Annotated in this window: 17 protein-coding genes; 13 read left to right on the top strand and 4 right to left on the bottom strand. The window is 46.3% G+C overall.

Annotation, left to right across the window (positions count from 1 at the left end):
• Positions 1-356 precede the first annotated feature (356 nt).
• Complete coding sequence (locus Q4Q50_RS01200) at positions 357-5126, bottom strand: DUF3320 domain-containing protein (RefSeq protein ID WP_311897973.1); 4770 nt, start codon at positions 5124-5126, stop codon at positions 357-359.
• Between the two features lie 638 nt (positions 5127-5764).
• On the opposite strand from Q4Q50_RS01200, the gene Q4Q50_RS01195 reads away from it, so the two are divergent.
• Together Q4Q50_RS01195 and Q4Q50_RS01190 are read left to right on the top strand one after the other, a co-directional pair.
• A complete protein-coding gene (locus Q4Q50_RS01195) occupies positions 5765-6739 on the top strand; it encodes a DUF1852 domain-containing protein (RefSeq protein ID WP_071938340.1) in 975 nt (324 codons plus the stop codon).
• Positions 6740-6794: 55 nt separating this feature from the next.
• Entirely contained in the window at positions 6795-7874 is a 1080-nt protein-coding gene (locus tag Q4Q50_RS01190) for a methionine synthase (RefSeq protein ID WP_259582897.1), read from the top strand.
• A gap of 206 nt (positions 7875-8080) precedes the next feature.
• On the opposite strand, the gene Q4Q50_RS01185 is transcribed toward Q4Q50_RS01190, so the two are convergent.
• A complete protein-coding gene (locus Q4Q50_RS01185; RefSeq protein WP_311891858.1) occupies positions 8081-9787 on the bottom strand; it encodes an amidase in 1707 nt (568 codons plus the stop codon).
• 78 nt (positions 9788-9865) lie between these two features.
• Entirely contained in the window at positions 9866-10978 is a 1113-nt protein-coding gene (aguA, locus tag Q4Q50_RS01180; protein WP_311897972.1) for an agmatine deiminase, read from the bottom strand.
• Between the two features lie 541 nt (positions 10979-11519).
• Between aguA and mazG the strand changes: the two genes are divergently transcribed.
• From mazG to rpoS, 11 genes are all read left to right on the top strand, one after another.
• Positions 11520-12416 carry a nucleoside triphosphate pyrophosphohydrolase gene (gene mazG / locus Q4Q50_RS01175; RefSeq protein ID WP_311897970.1) on the top strand — a complete coding sequence of 299 codons (897 nt, stop codon included), beginning with the start codon at positions 11520-11522 and terminating at the stop codon, positions 12414-12416.
• 116 nt (positions 12417-12532) lie between these two features.
• Positions 12533-14170, top strand: coding sequence for a CTP synthase (gene pyrG, locus Q4Q50_RS01170; RefSeq protein WP_106651225.1), 1638 nt, complete (start codon positions 12533-12535; stop codon positions 14168-14170).
• Between the two features lie 230 nt (positions 14171-14400).
• Complete coding sequence (gene eno, locus Q4Q50_RS01165; RefSeq protein WP_300479510.1) at positions 14401-15696, top strand: phosphopyruvate hydratase; 1296 nt, start codon at positions 14401-14403, stop codon at positions 15694-15696.
• A gap of 99 nt (positions 15697-15795) precedes the next feature.
• Positions 15796-16095 carry a cell division protein FtsB gene (ftsB, locus tag Q4Q50_RS01160; protein ID WP_086010657.1) on the top strand — a complete coding sequence of 100 codons (300 nt, stop codon included), beginning with the start codon at positions 15796-15798 and terminating at the stop codon, positions 16093-16095.
• A 12-nt stretch (positions 16096-16107) separates the two neighbouring features.
• Positions 16108-16899 carry a 2-C-methyl-D-erythritol 4-phosphate cytidylyltransferase gene (ispD, locus tag Q4Q50_RS01155; RefSeq protein WP_311897969.1) on the top strand — a complete coding sequence of 264 codons (792 nt, stop codon included), beginning with the start codon at positions 16108-16110 and terminating at the stop codon, positions 16897-16899.
• A 37-nt stretch (positions 16900-16936) separates the two neighbouring features.
• Entirely contained in the window at positions 16937-17422 is a 486-nt protein-coding gene (gene ispF, locus Q4Q50_RS01150) for a 2-C-methyl-D-erythritol 2,4-cyclodiphosphate synthase (protein WP_268649619.1), read from the top strand.
• A 20-nt stretch (positions 17423-17442) separates the two neighbouring features.
• The gene (gene truD / locus Q4Q50_RS01145; protein WP_311891861.1) at positions 17443-18567 is read left to right on the top strand and encodes a tRNA pseudouridine(13) synthase TruD; all 1125 of its coding nucleotides are present in this window, start codon (positions 17443-17445) and stop codon (positions 18565-18567) included.
• Positions 18564-19313 carry a 5'/3'-nucleotidase SurE gene (gene surE / locus Q4Q50_RS01140; RefSeq protein ID WP_107402385.1) on the top strand — a complete coding sequence of 250 codons (750 nt, stop codon included), beginning with the start codon at positions 18564-18566 and terminating at the stop codon, positions 19311-19313. The genes truD and surE overlap by 4 nt, the downstream gene beginning before the upstream one ends.
• Positions 19310-19945, top strand: a complete 636-nt coding sequence (locus Q4Q50_RS01135; RefSeq protein WP_311897968.1) for a protein-L-isoaspartate(D-aspartate) O-methyltransferase — start codon at positions 19310-19312, stop codon at positions 19943-19945. Before surE ends, Q4Q50_RS01135 begins: the two co-directional genes overlap by 4 nt.
• 100 nt (positions 19946-20045) lie before the next feature.
• The gene (locus Q4Q50_RS01130) at positions 20046-20942 is read left to right on the top strand and encodes a peptidoglycan DD-metalloendopeptidase family protein (protein ID WP_311897966.1); all 897 of its coding nucleotides are present in this window, start codon (positions 20046-20048) and stop codon (positions 20940-20942) included.
• An 80-nt stretch (positions 20943-21022) separates the two neighbouring features.
• Positions 21023-22003: an RNA polymerase sigma factor RpoS gene (rpoS, locus tag Q4Q50_RS01125; RefSeq protein ID WP_106651218.1), complete on the top strand. Its 981-nt coding sequence runs from the start codon at positions 21023-21025 to the stop codon at positions 22001-22003.
• Between the two features lie 122 nt (positions 22004-22125).
• Here rpoS and mutS read toward each other — a convergent pair whose 3' ends face one another.
• Complete coding sequence (mutS, locus tag Q4Q50_RS01120; RefSeq protein WP_311897964.1) at positions 22126-24696, bottom strand: DNA mismatch repair protein MutS; 2571 nt, start codon at positions 24694-24696, stop codon at positions 22126-22128.
• Positions 24697-24987: the final 291 nt, after the last annotated feature.

Here is a 24987-nt window from a genome sequence, read left to right as displayed (position 1 = left end):
AAATAGGGCTGTCCAAGTTCTATTTTTTATGGAAATTGAGCGGGATGACCAGCCCATTTAGTCTTTGTAAGCTTCGCTGTTGCTGAAAACCTCTCATAATGGTTTGCCATGGCACTTGCTCCCCGACGCGGTGAATTGAAACCTAGGGTTTCTGAGCTTATGAACGAGAGCCATGGACGGCGAATTGGCAGTTAAACTTGGATGTTGTTCAAGTCAGCCCGTGGTGGTCGACCGCCCCGTACATGGGGCGATCATCTCGTTAATTTCTTGATTGGCAGCCTATTCCCATTCGATGTCTTGCAATAAAAAGTGTTACGGGTGTTCCCACTTTTCTCTAATTGATGTTTTATCTTTTTTCAGGGCAACGAAGGCTTGGCTATTGATATTTTCAACCGCTCATTCTCACAAACCAGCACATTTTTATCACACTGAATCTGTGCCAACTTGCTCATTCGCTCAGCTGCCTGAGCTGTTGCCCGTTGAAAGCCCAATAGGCCCAGAGCTGCAGAAGCTGCATCCGTCACGCTAATGGCATGGGCGTCTTGCACTGTCAGCAATAAGGCGTTGGTGAGCTCGGCATCACAGACGTTTTCCAGCTTACGGGTCGCGGTGTCGACGCTGTTCCAGTTTCTTAACTTGACTGTACTGCGGCCATGCGGCCATAACACTTCATCGCTATCTAGCTGGATTAATCCTTTGGCAACAGCGCCTGTAATGGCCTGGTCTACAGTGCGTTTAATTTTGGCGCCAACCCTTGTCAAGCCAGCAGCATTAGCTAAACGAGTAGCAACTAGGCTGGCGAATATTGGGTATTCGGTTTCAACAATACGCTCCACTGCATACACCAACATACTTAAAGGGATGGCGCTGAAATCATCGACATGCGGAATATTGAGCTTAGACACATCAGCTTTTTTATAGGGCGTAGTGCAGGCTTCAAATTCTGGTTGTTCTTCTTCTACCCGCATTATTGGCGTTGCAATGGCCTCTGGCACAGCTACTTTGTGTTTCACTTGTCTGGTGCTAGTGGCTTGTGCTGCCATTGTTACCATCAGTTCGTCATGTTGGGTTATGGCTTTGTCTATGAGTACTTTCAGGCGATGTAACTCTGCCTCTGGATCTCGAAACCAGTCAGTGGACCAAATGCGTTCAAAGCTCCAGCCAAGGCCTTCCAGTACACTTTGCCGCAACCTTTCGCGGTCGCGTGCCGAAGTTGCTCCATAATAGCCAGCGCCGTCATATTCCAGCGCCAATACAAATTTACTGGGGTCTTCAGGATGCTTGATGGCTAAATCGATGTAATAACCTTGACTGCCGACTCGGGTGGCTACCTGATACCCTAAACGCTGGATTGCCTGATGCAGTAGGGCGCCAAAAGCAAAGTTTTGTTCCTGCTGTTTTTCATAGGCTTTGTTCAATTGGCCTGATTCGGCAAACTGCAAAAAGATTTGCAGTGAACGCACACCAAAAGGGCTGTCTGCGCCAACTTTCAGTTCATCACCTTTGAAGTTGGCAAACACTTCCATTGCCAATCGCGCACGTGAAATCAGTACGTTTAACCGCCGTTCGCCGCCTGGTTTGTTCAGAAGGCCAAAATTCTGGCTCAGCTGGCCTGTGCTGGTTTTGCCGTAACAAATGCTGATCAAAATAACGTCGCGTTCGTCACCCTGCACGTTCTCCAGGTTCTTTACAAAAAACTCATCACCACCTGCATGTTGTACAAAGAATTCGTCAGTTTCTGGCTGTAAGCGGCGCTCTTTTTCCAGCTCAAGCAAGATAGCATCTCGCTGCGAAAGGCTAAACGCAACCACGCCTAACGATAGGTGAGGTTTAGTTAAAGCGTGATTCAGTACTGCTGCAACCACAGCTTTTACTTCGCCTGTATTAGTGCGAGAGCTGCCTTTGTCGTAATGCGTTTCAGGTAAATAATGAAACTTCAGCCCTGTTGCATCGGGGTGAAAGCCTGGGCTTGGAAAGGCCACTAACTTGTTTTTATAAAACTGGTCGTTGGACACTGCGATCAGTGAATCGTGGCGAGAGCGGTAGTGCCAGCGCAGCATTTTGCTTGCCGCACCACGGGCTTCCATTAATGCCAGAATACTTTCCATTTCTGCGGTGGCGCTGCTTTCCAGTTCCTCCTCTTCCAGTTCAACGGCTTTACCAAACAGGTTGCTTGGTGGCATTTGCTTACTGTCACCTACCACAATTACTTGCTGCCCGCGCAGCATTGCGCCTAAGGCATCGGGTGCTGGAATTTGACTCGCTTCGTCAAAAATCACCAGGTCAAAATCTAACGCACCTTGTTTTAGGTAGGTGGCGATGGACATAGGGCTCATCATAAAAATAGGTTTTACTTGCTGGATCACGTTACCTGCTTCAGCCAGCAATTTCCTAATAGGAATATGACGTTTTTTCTTACCTAGCTCACGCAGTACTAATTCCATTTCACCTTTAGCTGTTTTCTTCGGCAAGCGCTCGTACAGACTATTTACTAAAAACTCTTGGGCGAAAAATAAACTGTTACCATCAATACGTTTAAAGTCGCGTAGGCTTTGTTCATGTTTATTGCGGTCAAATTGCCGTATTGCTTCTGAGCTGTCATAGGCATTGTTAACCAGACCAGAATAATAGCTAAGTTCGAATACCGTCATTAGCATGTCAGGGGCTGCATGCCATGAGTACGCCAGTTTAGTGAAGTCCTTGATGTTATAAGGCTCAAACGCCTTAATAATCTGGTTGTAGCGCGCAAAATCGTAAAATAAGGCTGAGTTTTTCCAGCCCTCTAACAAAGCATTTAGCTGCGCAAATTGCATTACAGCTAAATCATGGTTTGGATTGCTGTCGGGGATTTGTATCAGCTCTTGCAGCGTTTGTGCCTGCACTGCAATAGCGTTACAAAGCGCTGTCAGTGAGTTTGTCTGGTCACGCAGCAGCTTTTTATCAACGCCTTTATCAATCAGTTCAGCCAATGACTGCGACAATTCAACACGGTTTACCTTTGCATAAAAGGTGTTTATCCAGCTGTGAATTTGCGTTAATTCATTATGCTCCGAAAATTCGCCTTGCCACTGCGCGCCAAAAGCTTCAGATAACAGGGAGTGGTAGCTAGTTAGCTCTTTTTTCGTGCTTTGGTAAGTTAAAGCAGTATCTAATGCAGTAAGCCAGTCGGTAGACGAAGCGGGCAGAACGCCAAGCCAAAGCCCTGCTAGCTGTGCTTTGGCTTGGCGATAGCTGGACGATAGGAAACGCCACCATTTATCTGTTTTGCCAATCAAGCCTTGGCGGATACTCAGCAAATCGGCATCCAGCGCCTGCGTGATAAAGTGCTGTTCGCAGCTGGCTTTGAGTGATAAGAAATTAGCTAGGCAGGTCAGGCCGTTATCGATCCGCTTTTTTTCTAAAGCCCATATGGGGTTATTTACTTTAACGCTTTTAAGATCTGGCACTTCGGATAGCCAGCTCGTTGTTGAAATCAGCGGTGCGACTTGTTGCAAGCTTTGTGGTTTATCAAGCTGCAGAAAAACACTGACGGTTTGAGTTTGCGTATCAAGTTGGCTAAGCAACTGGCTTATTTCTACCAAAGTAGAGGTTAGTACCTGCTGCAATGCAGGTGAAAAGTCAGTGCGACCAGACATCGCAAATGGATGCGCTGCAGGTATGCCAATGCGTGCTAGTTGCTGTACTAATTCCGTAACCAGTTTCCTCGCATTACTGTATTCCTCAGCTATCCATTGTTCGAAGTAGCTAAAGGGGAGGGCTGGTAAGGAGTTGTCGGGATCCTTTGTCTTCAATTGCAGCAATGAGCCCAACGCTTCAATGTAATTGATACCGCTGCGCAGAATAGGGGCTCGGATGGCATGCACATAAGCATCCAGCGAGGCTTTTGATTCCGCTAAATCTGAAAACTCTTGCTCCCGGTTTGCTGTTTGTGGCCGACCTTGCTCAAGTGACTCAGCAATAGAACCAAGCACAGATTTCTTGGTACTTTTGTGACTATGTAGTTCGAGTACGGCGTAGCCCATATGAGTTTCATCAAGGCGTTTTTTTACCACCTCAAGTGCTGCCATTTTTTGTGCAACAAACAGCACCTTTTTACCGAGCGCAACCGCTTCGGCAATAATGTTGGTGATAGTTTGGGATTTACCTGTACCTGGCGGACCTTGAATGATCAGGTCTGCGCCAGACTTCATCGCCAAGATTGCTTCAATCTGGCTGGAATCGGCGTCTTTTACCAAGTGGAGTTTTTCTGGATGATTCAGATCTGCTGGATTGATCTCTGCATCGTGGGGAAAGCCATCACGAAATAAGCGGCCAATCAAAGGTAACTGTGATGGTTTTTTTCCTTCCGGCCAGCCTGTAGGGTCCAAGTCCATGTACATTTGAAACTTGCCAAAAGAGAACAGCCCTAAACCAATTTTATCTTGATGCACCCGCCATGAAGGTTGCGCTGTAATCGCATCAGCTACCTCCTGATAATAATCTGTGATGACCATCTCATCAGAATAGGCGGGAAGCATTAACTTAAACTCAGTCCTTAGTTTTGCTGCTAAGGTCAGGTTTGAACCCAGCTCTTCGCCTGTGTAGCGTAATTTGAAGCTATCTCTGGCTGATGAGCGCATTAGTTGAACAGGGATCAGAATTAAAGGCGCATATCTTGAAACCGATGAGTTTGTTGGCTCATTCCACTGTAAAAAACCAAGTGCTAAATACAGAACCTCGACACCTTGCTCTTGCAGCATGGTATGGGCTTCGGTTTCCAGTTTCAGCAGGGCTTTATCCAGCTTGGCGGGCACTAATCCGGTTTGTAGGTATTTGTCGGTGAAGCGGGCCGCTCCCTTTTTCTGTTCGAGGTATAAATCAAGAGGTGGCAATTCCGATTCATCGTCGGTCTGAAAGAATGATCCTTCATCTTCGCTGTCGGCAATTTTTTGTTGATAAGCTTCTGGCAATGGTAAAAAGCTGAGTGTGTTTTCTTGCTCAACCAGCATTTCAAATATCTTGGCAGATTGCTCATCAATAATGTCGAGGGCTTTGCTACCGCTGCGGTAATTCAGCTGAGGATTGGATCGAAGACCCATATCAAGTAATTCAAGACGCGCACGTTCCAGTTGCTGCTCAACAACCATAAAAATCCATCTCCGAGATATGCTGAACAGCAATAGTTTTCACTAGGTTTTTGCTGGTGGCGTTGGTTAAAAATCTACCATATCAATGGTTGTTTCTAAAAGCAATCTTGCGGATTATTAGAGTGATAAGAACAAGTCGTGCAGGAAGTGAGTGGCTGGATATTAGTGTTAGGGGCCGTTAATAAATTTAACGATATTAGCTAAAGTTGATGGTGCTATTTGCCATGAGATTACTGCTCACCTCATTCCTAATTAAGAAAAATGTGTCCCAGCATTTCTGAGTATGCCCTTTTGCCTGCAAATTACTTAATCGGCCAGTCTCCTTGGGGCTATTACGCTCTATGGAATTATTTAATCAACAACGCCATGCTAATCGATCATGAATATGGCTCATGTTCTATGTGAAATAAAACCGTTTTTGTTCATGTGCCGAACCACGTATAAATGACTCCAAGCGAAATATTAGACAAGCTTGAAGTTTCACCCTAGCTAAGCCATCAGAACTTAAGCTATTGGCACTTAAGTTAAATATAACCTCAGACAGAACACGAATAATGTCTATCAGAGTCGGGTCTAGAAGCTAGAAGCGCAGGGCATAAACTCAGGTTTGAAATCAGACAATGGGATACTGGATCACTATGAATAAGCATTTTACATTTACGATTAACAGCATTTGTCTTGATGAAAATTATCATCCCTCAGACAAGACGCGTATCACGACCAACTTTGCTAATTTGGCCAGAGGAAGCCATCGCCAAGCGAACTTACGCAACGCGTTAAAGATGATTGATAACAGTTTTAATGCCTTAGCGCATTGGGATAACCCTAAAGGCGATCGTTATACTGTCGAACTTGAAATTATCTCCGTTAATTTGGATATTGACGGCAGCGGTCAAACCTTCCCATCAATTGAAGTTTTGAAAACCAATATTGTTGATCATAAAACCAATAAACGTATTGAAGGTATTGTCGGCAATAACTTTTCATCTTACGTACGCGATTATGACTTTAGCGTATTACTGGCAGAGCATAATAAGGGCCAAGCCAAATTTAGTATTCCAGATGATTTTGGTGGTCTACATGGCAAGCTATTTCAGTCTTTTGTTAATTCTGATGCTTATAAACAGAATTTTAATAAGCCACCGGTTATCTGTCTCAGTGTTTCGGATAATAAAACCTACCATAGAATTGAGAATCAGCATCCCGTATTAGGGGTTGAATATCAGCCAAATGAATCGTCTTTAACAGAGCAATATTTCAAAAAAATGGGCTTACAGGTGCGCTATTTTATGCCGCCCAATAGTGTGGCGCCGTTAGCTTTTTATTTCTTTGGTGATTTACTCAATGATTACACCCATCTTGAGTTGATAAGCACCATCAGCACTATGGGAACTTTTCAAAAAATCTATCGCCCTGAGATTTATAACGCCAATGCTGTTGCAGGTAAATGCTATCAACCCAATTTGAAAAATCTGGATCATTCACTGACTCAAATTGTTTATGATCGAGCAGAACGTAGCCAATTGGCGAATGAGCAAGGCAAATTTGCCGCTGAGTACTTTATCAAACCCTACCAAAAGTTTTTTGAACAATGGTCTGCTAATTTCGTTTAGTCGCTCTGCACTTAATCGTCACGCTCAATAATTAACCCAATACGGCATCAATATCATGACAACACTACTTAATAAAACACCGCTTAACAAAACATTGCTTAACCAAACCCTGTTACCGACTTCAACGGCAGGTAGTTTGCCTAAACCTGTGTGGCTGGCAGAGCCTCAAACACTTTGGTCTCCTTGGAAATTACAAGGTGAGGAATTAATTGCCGGTAAACACGATGCACTGCGTTTGTCATTACAGGATCAACTACACGCAGGGATTGATATTGTCAGTGATGGCGAGCAAACGCGGCAACATTTTGTCACTACCTTTATTGAGCACCTCAACGGCGTTGATTTTTCAAAACGTAAAAACGTGAAAATTCGCGATCGTTATGATGCGAGTGTACCCACGGTTGTTGGCCCAGTGAGTCGCCAAAAGTCCGTGTTTGTTGAAGATGCCAAATTTTTACGCAAGCAAACTACGCAACCAATTAAATGGGCTCTGCCTGGCCCAATGACCATGATAGATACGCTTTATGATGACCATTATAAAAGTCGCGAAAAGCTTGCTTGGGAATTTGCCAAAATTCTAAATGAGGAAGCCAAAGAATTAGAGGCGGCGGGGGTTGATATTATCCAATTTGATGAGCCTGCCTTTAATGTGTTTTTTGATGAGGTAAACGAGTGGGGCATTGCCTGTTTAGAGCGAGCCATTGAAGGGCTTAAATGCGAAACCGCGGTACACATATGTTATGGTTATGGCATCAAAGCCAATACAGATTGGAAAAAAACCTTGGGCTCAGAGTGGCGCCAATATGAGGAAGCGTTTCCTAAACTGCAAAAGTCTAATATCGATATTATCTCGCTAGAATGTCACAACTCCCATGTGCCGATGGAGCTGCTTGAACTCATTCGCGGTAAAAAAGTCATGGTCGGCGCGATTGATGTTGCCACCGACACGATTGAAACCGCAGAGGAAGTGGCTGACACCCTACGAAAAGCCCTTAAATTTGTCGATGCCGACAAGCTCTATCCTTGTACCAACTGCGGCATGACGCCTTTATCCCATCAAGTCGCAAGAGGCAAACTCAACGCCTTAAGTGCAGGCGCAGAGATCGTCAGAAAAGAACTCTTGGCATTAAGATAAGACGCGATAAGTGCTGCTATCTTTTTTACAGCAGCATGTTTTATAGCAGTATGAGTCTAGCTTTGTTGAAAGGGTATCGACGTCGGTATTAAAAAAACGGGATTGGCAAATTGATGCCAATCCCGTTTTCATTTCTAAGCTCATGCATTTAGTGCTTACAGTTAATGCTTACAGTTAGTGCTTAGGTTTATGCATTGTCTTAGCGCTTATTCACCAAGCTTTGGTGTGCGTGGCGGGATCATGCGCCTTTCATCTGTTGACTCAAATGCACCTGCAAATTTAAGCAGGTTATTATCGTCATAGGCACGGCCCGCGAAGGTCAAACCGACTGGCATGCCAATATCGGCCATCACGCCCATAGGTACAGTCACAGTCGGTACCCCTAAGTGACGAATCGCGAGGTTTCCGTTTGCCACCCAAACTCCGTTGCTCCAAGCGATATCGGCTGAAGCCGGATTCACATGGGCATCGGCAGGGCCGACATCTGCCACGGTTGGAAACAGCACGGCATCAAGCTTTAGCCCGTCCATCCAGTCTTCGAGATCTAGCTTACGCGTCTTCTCTAAGCCACGCAGACCATCGGGAATACTGTCGATCTGGTCATAGGATTTAAGACCACGCTTAGCCATGTTGACGTACTCTTCCATGCCTGCCGCTAAGTCACCTTCACGGTTTGGCAAGGTGCCTAAGTCGTGGGGGAAAATCAAATGCCCAACAACATCAGCAAGTTTGTTGAGTTTAGGGTCATTGTTAGCACGCAGGAATTCATCGAACGCCCAACCTGAGAGTTCCCATAATTCATCATGGAGGAACTGAGGCGTGACTATGCCACGGTTAAACACGGTCGGCGCGCCTGGGCGGTCGCCTTCACAATTTGATACCAGCGGAAAATCAACTTCAATCACTTCGGCGCCGGCAGCTTCTAAGGCTTTACGAGCCGCTTCCCACAAATCGATAACCGATTGGCGAGTGTGGATACGTTGGCCCGTTGGGCCACCAATGCCCGGATTTTCGCTGGTTCCCGCCAATTCATCCTTATTGATGTACATGCGCGGCACACCAAAACGCTTACCTTTAAGCGTGTCGGCTTGAGCGGCAAGCTCCAGATAAGACGCTGGACGGACACTTGATGCTTTAGGAATTTCGACCCAAGGCTGAAGACGCCAGAGATCGCCACGGGTGATAGGATCGTCAGCTACAATCACATCCAACACTTCGAGCATATCTGCCATAGTGCGAGTGTAAGGCACCACTACATCCATGGTCGGCGTTAACGGCCAGTTACCGCGCACGGAAATCACGCCCCGTGACGGAGTGTAGGCACACAAACCGTTATTAGATGCTGGACCACGACCGCTTGACCAAGTTTCTTCAGCAAGACCAAAAGCAGAGTAACTTGCTGCCGTGCCCGTGCCCGCCCCATTGGAAGAGCCCGAAGCGAATGGTGCAGTAAGGTAGTTCGCGTTGTATGGGCTTTCGGCACGGCCATAGTGACCACGCTGCATGCCGCCATTGGCCATTGGCGGCATATTGGTTTTGCCTAAACAAATGGCCCCCGCAGCGCGTAGGCGCTCAACGGCGAAGGCATCGTATTGCGCCACTAAATCCTTAAAGGCTGGGCTGCCAGACGCCGCCGTCAGTCCCTTCACCAAATAGCTATCCTTGGCGGTATACGTAATACCCTCAAGTGGGCTTAAGGTTTCACCACGGGCGCGGCGCGCATCTGACGCCTCGGCTTCTTTGAGCGCATCGGGATTGTGCACCACTAACGCATTGAGCTTGGTCTGCGTAGCTGGGCCGTCATACGCCTCAACCCGTGCCAGATAAGACTTCACCAGCTCAACTGCTGTGGTGCGACCAGATTCGAGGGCGGCACGCAGTTCGGCGATGGAAACTTCAGTGACTTCAAACATTTGACTGCCTCCCGCTGAAAGCCAATTGTGTTGCAACAACAGTGACATCAATGGTCATAGTGTTCTCCTTAAGTTGACTTACTTTCCAGAGGGGATCTGTTGGGTAATACAATGGATATTGCCACCACCTAATAGGATTTCGCGGGCAGGCACGCCGAGAATCTCATACTCGGGGAAAATTTCCTGCAGCTTTTGGGCGGCGATATCGTCGGTTGCAGGATCGAGTAGCGGGAAAACGATACGATTATTGGTGATTAAAAAGTTCACATAAGAACCCGCTAAGCGCTCACCCGCCGTGCGTGGCACGCCAGTTCCTTCTGTCACGCCCAGTGATTCCTCTTCGGTGCAATACAGCGGACCCGGTTGTGGCAATAGATGGATTTTTAACTTACGGCCTTGTGCATCCACGGTTTTTTGCAGCACATCTAGCGCAGCTTTTGAGCGAGGATACTGGGGATCAGTCTCATCACCAGTCCAGTGCAAAATCACTTCGCCTGGGCGAGCAAAACAGCACATGTTGTCGATATGACCATCGGTCTCATCCATATACACGCCATCTTGTAACCAGATAAACTGCTTAACATTCAAATAGTCACGCAGTAAGTATTCAATCTGTTCTTTCGTCAGTTCAGGATTACGGTTGGCGTTGAGTAAACATTCGGCACTCGTCATACAGGTGCCTTCACCGTCAACATGGATAGAACCCCCTTCGAGGATCAGCGGCGCGCTGTAACGGGCAAATCCATGTTGCTTGAGCATTTGTGCGGCAACCTGTTCGTCCTTATCCCATGGGAAGTACAAACCACCGTTATGGCCGCCCCAAGCATTAAAGCCCCAGTCAACACCGCGGCATTCACCCTCGGCATTAACGACCACAGTTGGCCCAGTGTCACGCGCCCAGCAATCGTTACTGTCCATTTCGACCAAGGTGACGTGGGATGGCATTACCGTTTTAGCTTCAGCTAAAAAGGCTTTAGGAACACCCATATACACGGGCGTCGCTCCACCAATGGCATCGGCCACTTTAGCAAAGGTCGCTTGAGCATAAGCGCCCGCAGAGCGCCAGTTGTCAGGACGATATGGCCAAATCATCCACACCGCTTGCTGCGCTGCCCATTCGGCGGGCATGTGGAAACCATCTTGAGATGGCTTAGTCGTTAACGGCGTGGTATCCACAGTCGCGTTTGTCATGAATTTTGTCTCCAGTAATGCTCAAATCTATAAGGGTGTACGCCCAATTTGGGGCGACAGAATAGAAATACACCTAACATAATCAAATAAATCGAATGACCGTATTCATCACGCTGCGCTCATCACGAGCATTTATTACATGCATTCATCACATATATAGTTAGGCCGAAATTGTTAGGTCTTCACTCAGTGAGTTTTAGCTTCATTGAAATATTGCTGCGTATCTTATCATTTAAGATGGCTTGCGCTAAATACTTGTATGCAGGACATAGATGAGAATTTGTAGGGTCGTTAAGTCGTCAGTTTATTGCTCATGGGGTGAATATCATCACTACATGGCGCGAATGCACTTTTAGTTAACATAAGACCTATTAAATAAGAACCCTAAGATCTGATTTCAGCATCAAAATAGCGCTTTTATGTGACCTCGCTTATCATCGCGTTATTATAGCCTTTCATTAATAAGCACTGCTGAGGCGTATTCTTTTTGTTCATCCTCAGCATTAGTCCGTTTAAGTATTTATCTTTTAAGGATATCAGCATGACTTCCCACACTGCGCCATTAACTTCATTTTCGACCTCGGGACTTTCTGCAACGAGCCTTTCTGCTACAGATGTTGAGCCGTTGCTTAAGATAATGGAAAAACTGCGCGACCCACAAACAGGTTGCCCGTGGGATAAAGCGCAAACGTTTCAAACCATAGTGCCTTTTACCTTAGAAGAAGCCTATGAGGTCGCCGATACCATAGAGCGCTTAGCCTGGGATGAGTTGCCCGATGAACTTGGGGATTTATTATTTCAAATCGTATTTTATTGTCAGCTTGGTAAAGAGCAGGGCAAGTTTGATTTTGCTACTGTGATTGAGAAAATCAGCGACAAGTTAACCCGCCGTCATCCCCATGTTTTTGGTGAGCAAAATCCGCAAATAGGCGATAGCGCCCAAGGGATGAAAGCCAATTGGGAGGCGATTAAAGCGACTGAACGTGAACAAAAGGCGCAGCAAGTGGCGGGTGAAACCCAAGCTGAAACTGTGGTTTCAGCGTTAGATAATATTCCGCGTACCCAACCTGCGCTGTCGCGCTCAATCAAAATTCAGCAGAGGGTGGCGCGAGTCGGTTTCGATTGGGCTGAACTTGAACCTGTGGTCGCTAAAATCCACGAAGAAATCGATGAAGTCTTGCATGAAGTGAATCAACCCGAGCAAGACCAAGCGAAAGTGCAGTCCGAAATGGGCGATTTGCTATTTGCCGTAGTGAATCTAGCCCGTCATCTTAAGGTCGACCCAGAGCAAGCGCTGCGCCAAGCCAACCTTAAATTTGAACGGCGTTTTCGCGGCGTAGAACAGTTGGCGAGCGAGAGCGGTAAAAGTATGCAAGAGCACACATTAATGGAGCTGGATGCCTATTGGGACCAAGTAAAAGCGACAGAGACAAGATAAACGGCAAATTATCCCGATTGGTGTTTGTCGAATCGCGCCGCCTTTGGTATACTACTGCCCCGTCCTAGTGCTTTCTTACAAGCACGTATTTTCAAACTCATTTTCTCAGGTTCAGCATGACTACAAGGTATATCTTCGTTACTGGTGGCGTGGTTTCATCACTAGGTAAAGGCATTGCAGCAGCATCATTAGCTGCAATTTTAGAGGCCCGCGGTCTCAATGTAACCATCATGAAGCTGGACCCTTACATTAACGTTGATCCGGGTACCATGAGCCCAACCCAACATGGCGAAGTATTTGTTACTGAAGACGGTGCAGAAACAGATCTCGACTTGGGTCACTACGAGCGTTTCATCCGTACTAAGATGAATCGTCGTAACAACTTCACTACCGGTCGTATTTACGAAGAAGTATTACGTAAAGAACGTCGTGGCGATTATTTGGGCGCAACCATTCAGGTTATCCCACACATCACTAATGCGATTAAAGAAAAAGTATTAGCAGGTGGCGAAGGTCATGATGTGGCTATCGTCGAAATCGGCGGTACTGTGGGTGATATCGAATCCTTGCCGTTCCTAGAGTCTATCCGTCAGCTCGGTGTTGAGCTGGGCCGTGATCGTACTCTGTTCATGCATTTAACCTTAGTGCCTTTCTTAGGTGCAGCAGGCGAAGTGAAAACTAAGCCAACTCAACACTCAGTGAAAGAGCTGCGTTCTATCGGTATTGCACCAGATGTGCTGGTTTGCCGTGGTGATCGTGCGATTCCTGCTAATGAAAAAGCCAAAATTTCGCTGTTCTGTAACGTTGAAGAGCGTGCGGTTATTTCATTAAAAGATGTTGATAGTATTTATAAAATCCCAGCTTTGTTACGTTCACAAGGTTTGGATGACTTAGTGGTTAAGCGTTTCGGTTTAGAATGCCGTGAAGCGGATCTGTCTGAGTGGGAAAATGTGATTTATCAAGAAGCTAATCCAAACGGCGAAGTCGTTATTGGTATGGTGGGTAAATACATTGAACTGCCAGATGCCTATAAGTCAGTCAACGAAGCATTAAAACACGCAGGCCTTAAAAACCGCGTATCTGTGACTATCAAGTATATTGATTCACAAACCGTAGAAGCTAAAGGCGAAGAAGTCTTACAGGGTTTAGACGGTATCTTAGTACCAGGCGGCTTCGGGGAGCGTGGTGTTGAAGGTAAGATACTGGCGGCAAAATTTGCCCGTGAAAACAATTTACCGTATTTCGGTATTTGTTTAGGTATGCAAGTTGCCCTGATTGAATTTGCGCGTAATGTTGCTGGCATGGCTGATGCACATTCAACTGAATTCAATAAAGAAACACCATTCCCAGTCGTGGGTTTGATCACTGAATGGATTGACGAAGAAGGTAATGTTGAGCAGCGCCATGAAGCGTCTGACTTAGGTGGCACTATGCGTTTAGGCGCTCAATTGTGTCATTTACTCGATGGTTCGAAAGCGGCCCAAGCCTACAAAGGGACTAGCTGTGTAGAACGTCACCGTCATCGTTACGAAGTGAACAACAAATACAGAGAGCGTTTAGAACAAGCTGGCATGATCTTCAGCGGTTTGTCTTCTGATCGTAAGCTGGTGGAAATGATCGAATTAAAAGATCACCCATGGTTTGTTGCAGGTCAATTCCATCCTGAGTTCACCTCAACTCCGCGCGATGGTCACCCATTGTTCGAAGGGTTTATTGCTGCGGCAAGTGCGCATCAAAAACGTGATCTGAAGTAAGAATATTTGAGGCCGGACCCGCGACAGTGGGGCCGGCCTTTTGCTACACTCGTCGCTACTTGAAACATAAGAATTTAATACCTCTGGGTATAAACAGCATGCGTATCAGTTGCATCTGTATGGACGCAAACCGTAAATGGAATTTTGTTATTTTCTGCGGTATGTGACTTCCATTTATTCCCATAGGTATTGGTTTTTTCTTTTATCTTTAAACTTAAATCGAGGGTGTTATGGCTAAGATTATTAACGTGATTGGTCGCGAGATTATGGATTCTCGTGGTAACCCAACTGTTGAAGCCGAAGTGCATTTAGAAGGTGGTTTTGTGGGTATGGCTGCGGCGCCTTCTGGCGCATCTACCGGTAGCCGCGAAGCGTTAGAATTACGTGATGGCGATAAAAGCCGTTATTTAGGCAAAGGCGTATTAACGGCTGTTGCCAACGTAAACGATTTAATCCGCACTGCGTTATTAGGCAAAGATGCCACTGCACAAGCTGAGCTTGATCAAATCATGATCGACTTAGACGGCACAGAAAACAAAGACAAGTTAGGCGCAAACGCGATTCTGGCTGTGTCTTTAGCGGCTGCCAAAGCGGCTGCAGCATTTAAAGGTATTCCTTTATACGCGCATATCGCTGAATTGAACGGCACGCCAGGCCAATATTCTATGCCTGTGCCTATGATGAACATCTTAAACGGTGGCGAGCACGCGGATAACAACGTTGATATCCAAGAATTCATGGTGCAACCAGTTGGCGCGAAAACCTTCCGTGAAGCACTGCGCATGGGCGCTGAAATCTTCCATACGCTGAAAAAAGTATTGCACGACAAAGGTCTAAGCACTTCTGTGGGTGACGAAGGTGGTTTTGCACCTAACTTAGCCTCAAACGCTGATGCGTTAGCTGTTATTAAAGAAGCGGTTGAATTGGCTGGTTATAAGTTAGGTACGGATGTGACCTTAGCGCTAGATTGCGCTGCATCTGAATTCTACAAAGACGGCAAATACGATTTAGCGGGCGAAGGCAAAGTATTCGACTCGAACGGTTTCTCTGATTTCTTAAAATCATTGGCTGATCAATACCCAATCGTGTCTATCGAAGACGGCTTAGACGAATCAGATTGGGATGGTTGGGCTTATCAAACTCAAATCATGGGTGACAAGATCCAATTAGTGGGCGACGATTTATTCGTTACTAACACTAAAATCTTAACCCGTGGTATCGAAAACGGTATTGCAAACTCAATCCTTATCAAGTTCAACCAAATCGGTTCATTGACTGAGACTTTAGCGGCCATTCGCATGGCGAAAGAAGCGGGTTACACAGCGGTGATTTCACACCGTAGTGGTGAAACTGAAGATTCAACCATTGCTGACTTAGCCGTAGGTACTGCAGCTGGCCAAATCAAAACCGGTTCACTGTGTCGTTCTGACCGTGTTGCTAAGTACAACCAATTGCTGCGCATCGAAGAGCAATTAGGTGAAAAAGCCCCATACCGTGGTTTGAAAGAGATCAAAGGCCAAGCGTAATTTAAACTTTGATGTAAAAAGGCCACCACTTGGTGGCCTTTTTTGTTGTACTATCTGCTGTATATTTTTTTAATCCAAGATACTGACGCTAATTCCTCCATGAAATTTTTTGTCATTGCACTCATAGTGCTACTCGGTTTACTGCAATTTCGTCTTTGGTCGGGAGATAATAGTCTTCCTGAATATTTCGTCCTGCAAAAACAAATTGCCGCGCAGCAAGAAGGTAACGCCAAACTCAATGAGCGTAACCAAGTGCTGAAGGAAGAAATCATCGATTTGAAAAGTGGTACCGAAGCCATAGAAGAACGTGCGCGTAACGAACTTGGCATGGTCAAAGAAGGTGAAACCTTCTATCGCGTCGTGGGTGGTGATCGCTCAGTATCGAGTCCATCCCAGTAATATGGAGTTAGGATGTCAGAGCTAGGACATTTAGATCTTGGATTAAGCGAAGAATCCAATCCAGGCAGTCAATCTGAGCCGGTAATGCAAACTGAATTGCAGCGCCAATCTGAGCATAGCACTCAAGCTGTGGTGGCTATCGTTCCCGCTGCGGGCATTGGTAGCCGCATGGGCGCCGACAGACCTAAACAATATCTTGAAGTGTGCGGCCAGAGTATTCTCGGCCATACTTTAGATAAGCTGTTGTCTCACACGCACATTTCCCACGTCATCGTTGCCTTACATCCGAATGATACTATCTTCAATACCCTGTCACAGGCCGCACATCCTAAATTGACCACAGTATTAGGTGGCGGTGAGCGCGCAGATTCTGTGTTGGCGGCGCTGCAAATTGCGCCCGAGCACAGTTGGGCCTTAGTGCATGATGCGGCAAGACCTTGTTTAACCGCGACGGATATCGACAAGCTACTCGCATCCAGAGTGCAATTTCCCCAAGGTGCTATTTTGGCTATGCCTGTGCGCGATACCATGAAGCGCGCCAATAAACAGGGTGAAATCAGTGCCACTGTCTGCCGCGATAATTTATGGCATGCATTGACGCCACAGTTATTTCAGGCCGCGCAACTCAAAGATTACCTCAATGCCGCTCTGGCGGCAGGTGCGGTCGTGACAGATGAGGCTTCGGCGATGGAATGGGCAGGCATTTCACCTGGACTCGTTTCGGGCCGTGCTGACAATATAAAAGTGACGCACCCCGATGATTTGGGATTGGCCGAACTGTTTTTAATGCGTGCCGCAAAATAGTCATAATCCAAGTAAAATAATACGTTAGGAATATTAAATGAAAATCCGTATCGGCCATGGTTTCGATGTGCATAAATTTGGTGCTGCACGACCCCTCATTCTTTGCGGCGTCGAAGTGCCGTATGAAACTGGCCTAGTCGCACATTCAGATGGTGATGTGGTGCTGCATGCGATTTCCGATGCGATCCTCGGCGCACTGGCGCTGGGTGACATAGGTAAACATTTCCCCGACACAGATACCGCCTATAAAGGTGCTGATAGCCGCGTATTGCTGCGTCATTGCTATGCTTTAGCGAGGGCGAAAGGCTTTGTGCTGGGTAATCTTGACGTCACTATCATAGCGCAAGTCCCTAAAATGGCGCCGCACATTGAGGCAATGCGCCAAATATTGGCCGCCGATTTAACCTCGGAACTTGACGACATTAACGTCAAAGCGACCACGACTGAACAGCTAGGATTTACCGGGCGTAAAGAAGGTATTGCGGTAGAAGCCGTGGTATTGATGACCCGTAAACACGATTAACTTAAGAGTAAAAAAGTCCCATGAGCGAATTACATTATCTGTATGGCAAGCCTTTAGGTACAGCAGATCTAAGAACCCAAAATAGCGATTTTATCGTGAAAGAGATTTTGCCTTTTAGCCCTACGGGTGAAGGTGAACATCACATGCTGCATGTACGCAAAGAAGGGCTAAATACAGTACAAGTCGCTGAAATGATCGCTAAGTTTGCTAAGGTGCATCCAAAGGAAGTGACCTACGCTGGGCAAAAAGATAAAAATGCCATCACAGAACAATGGTTCGGTGTGCGTATTCCGGGCAAAGAAACGCCTACTTGGAAAGATCTCAATAGCGAGCGTTTGACTATATTGTCGAGCAGTCGTCACAGCAAAAAACTGCGAATTGGTGCTTTAGTCGGTAACCGTTTTATTCTTACCCTTAGAAATGTCACCCAAGTCGAAGACATTATCAGCCGCATCGAAAAGGTCGCTCAAGTGGGCGTGCCCAATTACTTTGGTGAGCAACGCTTTGGTCACGATGGTAAAAACTTAGTATTTGGTCGCCAAATGATGGCGGGTAAAAAAGTCAAAGACAGAAATAAGCGCAGCATGTATCTGTCTGCGGTGCGCTCAAATCTGTTTAACACTGTGGTGTCATACCGTTTAGCCAACCATGGCACTAAGCCGCTAGCAGGTGATTGTGTGATGTTGGCGGGCAGTAAAAGCTTCTTTGTTACGCCTGAATGGGATCTCATCGTGTTGAAACGTCTGATTGAAAAAGACATTCAACTGTCAGCACCTTTATGGGGCCGTGGCATGATGCTACCCCAAGGTGAAGCTGCAGCAGTGGAAACCTTGGCCATGAGTGAATTGGCCGACGATTGCTATGGCCTTGAACATGCGGGATTAGAACAAGAGCGTCGTCCGTTACTGCTTGAGCCCCAAGGTCTGAAATACGAACAAACCGCCGATGGTCTTGTGCTGGAGTTTGTGCTGCCTGCGGGTAGTTTTGCAACATCTTTATTAAGAGAGTTAGTCAATTATCAAGATGTTAAAGAGCAGCAATGGCAAGCGACACTAGTGCAAGAGCCTGCGCCCGAGGTAACGAATACCCACGTCGCAGCAGAGACTAACCCTGAAGCTGCGCCTAACACTGAAGCAGAGTCATGATCCGCATCTTAGTGAGCAACGATGACGGGGTTAATGCGCCGGGGATCAAAGCCTTAACTGAGGCCTTGGCTGAAATTGCGACTGTGCTAACAGTGGGGCCAGATCGTAATTGTTCTGGTGCGAGCAATTCATTAACCTTGACTAATCCATTAAGAATTAATAGGTTAGATAACGGTTACATTTCTGTTCACGGTACACCGACTGATTGTGTGCATTTGGCTATCCGAGAATTGTACGATGGCGAACCCGATATGGTGGTGTCTGGTATCAATGCGGGCGCGAACATGGGCGATGATACCTTGTATTCGGGGACGGTTGCTGCCGCGATGGAAGGGCGCTTTTTAGGTTTTCCTGCGGTCGCGATTTCGCTCAATGGCCGAAAATTTGAACATTATCAATCGGCGGCGGTTTATGCTCGGCGAATAGTCCAAGGCTTGTTAGCCCAGCCTTTGGCAAAAGATCAGATTTTAAATGTGAATGTGCCAGACTTGCCGCTTGATCAAATCAAAGGCATTAAAGTGACCCGTCTCGGCGCTCGTCATAAGGCTGAAGGCATAGTACGAACGCAAGATCCCGCTGGACGTGAGATCTTCTGGCTCGGCCCACCAGGACAAGAGCAGGACGCCACAGAGGGCACTGATTTTCATGCTATCGCCAATGGCTATGTGTCAATTACGCCTTTGACGGTTGATTTAACTGCCTACGGACAACTAACGGCATTGCAAAATTGGGTAGATAAAATATGACTCGAGTTGCCTTAACATCGGCGGTGAACTTAGCTAAAAAGCTTCATGATGCGGGGATCCGCAATCAAGCCGTGTTAAAGGCGATATCGCATACGCCGCGGGAAATGTTTCTCGATAATGCGCTAGCCCATAAAGCCTATGAAAATACCGCTTTACCGATTGGCCAAGGGCAAACCATCTCGCAGCCTTATATCGTCGCCCGTATGACCGAACTCTTACTGCATAAGAGGCCCCAGCGCGTATTAGAAGTGGGTACAGGATCGGGTTATCAGGCGGCAATTTTGGCGCAATTAGTGCCGCAGCTTTGTACTATCGAGCGCATCAAAGGTTTGCAAATTCAAGCGAGACAGCGCTTAAAACGACTAGATTTACATAATGTGTCGTTTAAATATGGTGATGGCTGGTTAGGTTGGGCGAATCGTAGCCCGTTCGATGCCATTATGGTGACCGCTGCCGCTTCGACTATACCTGAGGCCTTACTGTCTCAATTAGCGGAGGGCGGAGTGTTAGTTCTGCCAGTCGGCGAAGATACCCAGCAATTGATGCGAATCACTCGTACTGCGGACCGCTTCAGTTCGGAAACAATTGAAACGGTTAAATTTGTCCCTTTGATTAATGGAGAGTTAGCTTAACCTTGTGTTGTGCTACTGTCCCCACTGAACAACTTGTCTTGCAACGAGGGCATTGTTTTCTCATCATAAACAGTAATACAGCCTCACCAAGGAGTTTTTATTGTTGAATGCGGGTTTAGTCTTAAACCTCTGCTTTATATTTCTGCTTGCAGGCTGTAGCTTTCAGGCCAGCCGACCCGCGCCCGTCGAAAATATTTCCCATAGCTACTCTAAAAACAACAAAGGCCACATTAAATCGAATTCATATAAAGTTAAGAAAGGCGACACGCTTTACTCTATTTCTTGGGGAGCAGGAAAGGATTTTTCTGAAATAGCTAAACTTAATCAATTAGATAACCCTTATACAATTTACCCCGGACAGATTTTATATTTAACGAATACTAAGTCGAGCAGTCAGTCCAAATCTACGACTTTAGATGGAAATAAAACGAGCTCATCGGGTAATAATTCTAGTAAAAACGATATAAAACAAAAAGATAATCAAGTTTCTCAAACCGGCGCTAAGTCAAGTAATGATCTGAAAAAAACACTTGATCAGAAAGCTAAGCCCGCGTACCTTGTAACAAGTTCCCAACAAAGCGTTAACTCAATCATGGTTCCACCGACTTCGACACTACCAACCAGTGTGAGTCAGTGGGAGTGGCCAGTAAGAGGGAAGTTAATCGGGACTTACTCTGCCAATGAGCAGGGAAATAAAGGCATTAAGATCGCGGGAAATCGGGGAGATATCATCAAAGCTGCTGCAGATGGGCGGGTGGTATATGCAGGAAGTGCTCTTAGGGGTTACGGTAATTTAGTGATTATTAAACATAGTGACGATTACCTTAGTGCTTATGCTCATACGGACAAGATCTTAGTCAAAGAAAAGCAACATGTCCTCGCAGGGCAGACAGTTGCGAAAATGGGCAGTACAGGTGCCAATCGGGTAATGTTACATTTTGAAATTCGTTACCATGGACAGTCTGTAAACCCACTTACTTATTTACCCAAACAATGATTGCTTGGGGCCTTGTTGGCAAATGGAGGATAGGAAATTGCACTAATTCAGCAGTTTAATCAGGTTTGGGAGATTTAATCATGAGCCGCATAAAAAGCACTGCCGCAGAAGCACTAGTAGATTTTTCCGTAGAAACCGTTGACTTCGATCTTGAAAAAGAAGAAGTTGCATCCGACTTAGTTCAAGAGCTAGGAATAGAGCAACAGGTTCAAGATGACCTGCAAAAAAATCTTGATGCCACTCAACTTTACCTTGGTGAGATTGGTTTTTCCCCACTGCTTAGCGCAGAAGAAGAAGTTTACTTTTCCCGTAAAGCCTTAAAAGGCTGCGCAAAATCCCGCAATCGCATGATTGAAAGTAATTTACGTCTGGTCGTAAAGATTGCCCGTCGTTACAACAATCGTGGTTTAGCACTGCTTGATCTTATCGAAGAAGGCAACTTAGGTTTAATTCGTGCCGTTGAAAAGTTTGATCCAGAAAGAGGTTTCCGTTTTTCAACCTATGCGACTTGGTGGATTAGACAAACCATTGAGCGCGCTATTATGAATCAGACTCGTACGATTCGTTTGCCTATTCATGTTGTTAAAGAACTCAACGTTTACTTGCGTACCGCTCGCGAGTTAGCACAAAAACTCGATCACGAACCAACGGCCGAAGAAATTGCCGAAAAACTACAAGTGTCGAGTGCAGATGTCAGCCGTATGCTGAAGTTGAATGAGAAAATCACCTCTGTCGATACGCCTTTGGGGGGCGATAATGACAAGGCGCTGCTGGATATTTTAGCCGATGACGATAACGTTGGCCCTGACTATAAAGTGCAAGATGAAGATATTTCTAATTCAGTGGTTAAATGGCTCAATGAATTAAACACTAAACAAAGAGAAGTGTTAGCCCGCCGTTTTGGTTTGTTAGGTTATGAACCTTCTACGCTTGAAGATGTGGGGGCTGAAATTGGTTTAACCCGTGAACGTGTTCGTCAAATCCAAGTGGAAGCATTAAAACGCTTACGTGATTTATTGGGTTCTCAAGGTTTATCTGTTGAAGCTTTATTTAGAAACTAATGTCTGTCTTCTGGTGCCTTTCAGAGAAGTTATCCAGAAAATGCACTTAGTGTGAGATCACGTCATAAAGTAAAACGCCCACTATAGAGTGGGCGTTGTTATTTTTAGGCTTTTATTTAGATCTAGCTCAAGCGTTTCAGCTCATAGAGCAAATCAAGCGCCTGTTTTGGCGTTAAGTTATCGGGATTAATGCTACTTAACTTCGTTAGCGCTGGATTCTCAACCGGTTCAGGTAACGCGAGTAAGCTTTGAATAGGCGTCCTCGTTCCTTCAGCTTGATGATCGCGACTCTCCAATTGCTGCAACTTATGTTTAGCGGCTTTAATCACTTTGTTTGGTACGCCGGCAAGCGCCGCAACTTGTAAGCCGTAGCTTTTACTGGCGGCGCCTTCTTGCACTGCATGCATAAAGGCGATGGTATCGTCGTGTTCAATGGCATCGAGGTGCACATTGTAAACACCAGCCATTAATTCAGGTAACTGAGTTAGTTCAAAATAATGGGTGGCGAATAGGGTCATAGCGCCGACTTGCTGGGCTAAATACTCTGCCGCCGACCAAGCAAGCGATAAACCATCATAGGTGGATGTGCCGCGGCCGATTTCATCCATTAACACTAAGCTACTGGCGGTGGCGTTGTGTAGAATGTTGGCGGTTTCTGTCATTTCGACCATAAAGGTTGAACGGCCAGAGGCCAGATCGTCAGAGGCGCCAATACGGGTAAAGATACGATCGATAGGGCCGATCAGTGCGCGATCTGCTGGCACAAAACAACCAACATGGGCCATCAGCGTGATCAAGGCGACTTGACGCATATAGGTCGATTTACCGCCCATGTTAGGTCCGGTGACAATCAACATACGCCTTTGATTGTGCAAGGTGACTGGGTTCGCGATAAACGGTGTTTGACTCACACGCTCCACCACTGGGTGACGACCAGCCTCTATCTGTACGCCGATATCTTGGCTCAGCTCTGGGCAAGTGTAGCCTAAGGTTTCGGCGCGTTCGGCAAAGTTACTCAACACATCAAGCTCAGCCGCCGCTCGAGCAGAAGCTTGTAATTCATGCAATTTTGGCAGAATAAGATCAAATAATTGTTCCCATAACTGCTTTTCGAGTGCCAGCGCTTTACCTTGGCTCGAGAGCACTTTTTCTTCGTACTCCTTAAGCTCGGGCGTGATATAACGCTCCATATTCTTAAGGGTTTGACGTCGTTGGTAATTGAGCGGCACTTGCGAGGATTGCAAGCGGCTCACTTCAATGTAATAGCCGTGTACACGGTTATAGCCGACTTTAAGGGTGTTGATACCAGTACGTTCTTTTTCTCTGGCTTCGAGTTGTACTAAGTAATCGCTCGCACCTTCGCTAAGACCGCGCCATTCATCTAATTCGCTGTTGTAGCCTTCACGGATCACCCCACCATCGCGGATAAGCATGGGAGGATTATCGACTATCGCGCGCTCAAGCAAGGCTTGTTCAGCGGGGAACTCACCTAAGTGTTGCCGTAATTGAGTCGTGTGCGGCGCGCTCAGTGTGCTTAAACTCTGTTGTAATTCAGGTAGTAAGCCCAACGCTTGACGTAAACGGGCAAAATCCCTTGGGCGAGCGGTACGCAGCGCGAGTCTTGCCATGATACGTTCGATATCGCCAAGTGCCTTTAACTGCTCATGCAGACCTTCGTGGGCGGTGGTATCGAGTAATTCAGTCACCGCCTGTTGGCGTGCTTTGATGTGTTTTGGATCTCGCAGCGGCTGATGGATCCAGCGTTGCAACATACGACTACCCATAGGCGTTGCCGTGTTATCCAATACTGCAGCTAAGGTATTATCGCGACCACCAGCAAGGTTTTGAGTGAGTTCTAGATTTCGGCGCGTTGCCGCATCGAGCACTATGCTATCGGTTTGATTAAAGCGGGTAATGGCATTGATATGGGGCAGGGCTGTGCGCTGTGTGTCTTTGACATATTGCATCAAGCAACCTGCAGCCTGCAGTGATAAACGTGCATCTGCAATACCAAAACCATGCAAGTCTTTCGTGCCAAACTGAGCCAGTAGTAACTTGATGCTAGTGTCGTAATCAAATTCCCATTCAGGGCGACGACGTTTACCTTTAAAACCGTTTAGTAGACCTAGTTCGCCAAAGTCTTCACTGTAGAGAATTTCAACGGGATTAGTGCGTTGTAATTCAGCTTCTAATGACTCTCGCGTGTCGAGTTCGGCAATCACAAAACGTCCGGATGAAACATCCAGAGTGGCATAACCAAAACCAATTTTACCTTGATAAACCGCTGCCAATAGATTGTCTTGGCGCTCCTGCAGCAGGGCTTCGTCGGTCAAGGTGCCAGGCGTGACGATACGCACCACTTTACGCTCAACTGGCCCTTTAGAGGTTGCTGGGTCGCCAATTTGTTCACATATCGCAACCGATTGACCAATTTGAACTAATTTTGCAAGATAGCCTTCCACAGCATGGTAAGGCAGTCCCGCCATAGGGATAGGATCGCCACCACTTTTACCGCGTGCTGTGAGTGAAATGCCTAACAGCTCAGAAGCACGTTTAGCATCGTCATAAAACAACTCGTAGAAGTCACCCATGCGATAAAACAGCAACATGTCGTGATGTTCTGCTTTCATGGTCAAGTACTGACGCATCATAGGAGTATGTTTTTCTAAATCATCGGTATCAATTACATTCATTAAATCGTTATCGTCCGTTGTGACTGCCGTGGTTATGTGGGATTAAGCGCTATGGAAGCAGAAGACTGCTGTACAATTTTCAGCTAAAAAGACCACGCAAAATTTGCTGCGCCAATCTTAGCAATAATTTACCGAAAATTGAGCCCTTGATGACGGATATTCGTCAAAGGGATGCAATATCGGATTTGATATTCGCTAAAACCTTAGCCATATTAAAAAATCCCATTAGTTAAAAATAATTCAGCCATAGGTCTTGATACTGTATGATTGTACAGTATACTAGTCCGCAGA

Source organism: Shewanella scandinavica (genome assembly GCF_031932065.1).
In the GTDB taxonomy this organism is placed as follows: domain Bacteria; phylum Pseudomonadota; class Gammaproteobacteria; order Enterobacterales; family Shewanellaceae; genus Shewanella; species Shewanella baltica.
Note: the sequence above shows the minus strand (reverse complement) of the source record. Positions and strands in the feature narration are given on the sequence as shown.

Excerpts from the sequence above, each read along its gene's own strand:
- Q4Q50_RS01200 (WP_311897973.1), bottom strand. The coding sequence starts at position 5,126 with ATGGTTGTTGAGCAGCAACTGGAACGTGCGCGTCTTGAATTACTTGAT.
- Q4Q50_RS01195 (WP_071938340.1), top strand. The coding sequence starts at position 5,765 with ATGAATAAGCATTTTACATTTACGATTAACAGCATTTGTCTTGATGAA.
- Q4Q50_RS01190 (WP_259582897.1), top strand. The coding sequence starts at position 6,795 with ATGACAACACTACTTAATAAAACACCGCTTAACAAAACATTGCTTAAC.
- Q4Q50_RS01185 (WP_311891858.1), bottom strand. The coding sequence starts at position 9,787 with ATGTTTGAAGTCACTGAAGTTTCCATCGCCGAACTGCGTGCCGCCCTC.
- aguA (WP_311897972.1), bottom strand. The coding sequence starts at position 10,978 with ATGACAAACGCGACTGTGGATACCACGCCGTTAACGACTAAGCCATCT.
- mazG (WP_311897970.1), top strand. The coding sequence starts at position 11,520 with ATGACTTCCCACACTGCGCCATTAACTTCATTTTCGACCTCGGGACTT.
- pyrG (WP_106651225.1), top strand. The coding sequence starts at position 12,533 with ATGACTACAAGGTATATCTTCGTTACTGGTGGCGTGGTTTCATCACTA.
- eno (WP_300479510.1), top strand. The coding sequence starts at position 14,401 with ATGGCTAAGATTATTAACGTGATTGGTCGCGAGATTATGGATTCTCGT.
- ftsB (WP_086010657.1), top strand. The coding sequence starts at position 15,796 with ATGAAATTTTTTGTCATTGCACTCATAGTGCTACTCGGTTTACTGCAA.
- ispD (WP_311897969.1), top strand. The coding sequence starts at position 16,108 with ATGTCAGAGCTAGGACATTTAGATCTTGGATTAAGCGAAGAATCCAAT.
- ispF (WP_268649619.1), top strand. The coding sequence starts at position 16,937 with ATGAAAATCCGTATCGGCCATGGTTTCGATGTGCATAAATTTGGTGCT.
- truD (WP_311891861.1), top strand. The coding sequence starts at position 17,443 with ATGAGCGAATTACATTATCTGTATGGCAAGCCTTTAGGTACAGCAGAT.
- surE (WP_107402385.1), top strand. The coding sequence starts at position 18,564 with ATGATCCGCATCTTAGTGAGCAACGATGACGGGGTTAATGCGCCGGGG.
- Q4Q50_RS01135 (WP_311897968.1), top strand. The coding sequence starts at position 19,310 with ATGACTCGAGTTGCCTTAACATCGGCGGTGAACTTAGCTAAAAAGCTT.
- rpoS (WP_106651218.1), top strand. The coding sequence starts at position 21,023 with ATGAGCCGCATAAAAAGCACTGCCGCAGAAGCACTAGTAGATTTTTCC.
- mutS (WP_311897964.1), bottom strand. The coding sequence starts at position 24,696 with ATGAATGTAATTGATACCGATGATTTAGAAAAACATACTCCTATGATG.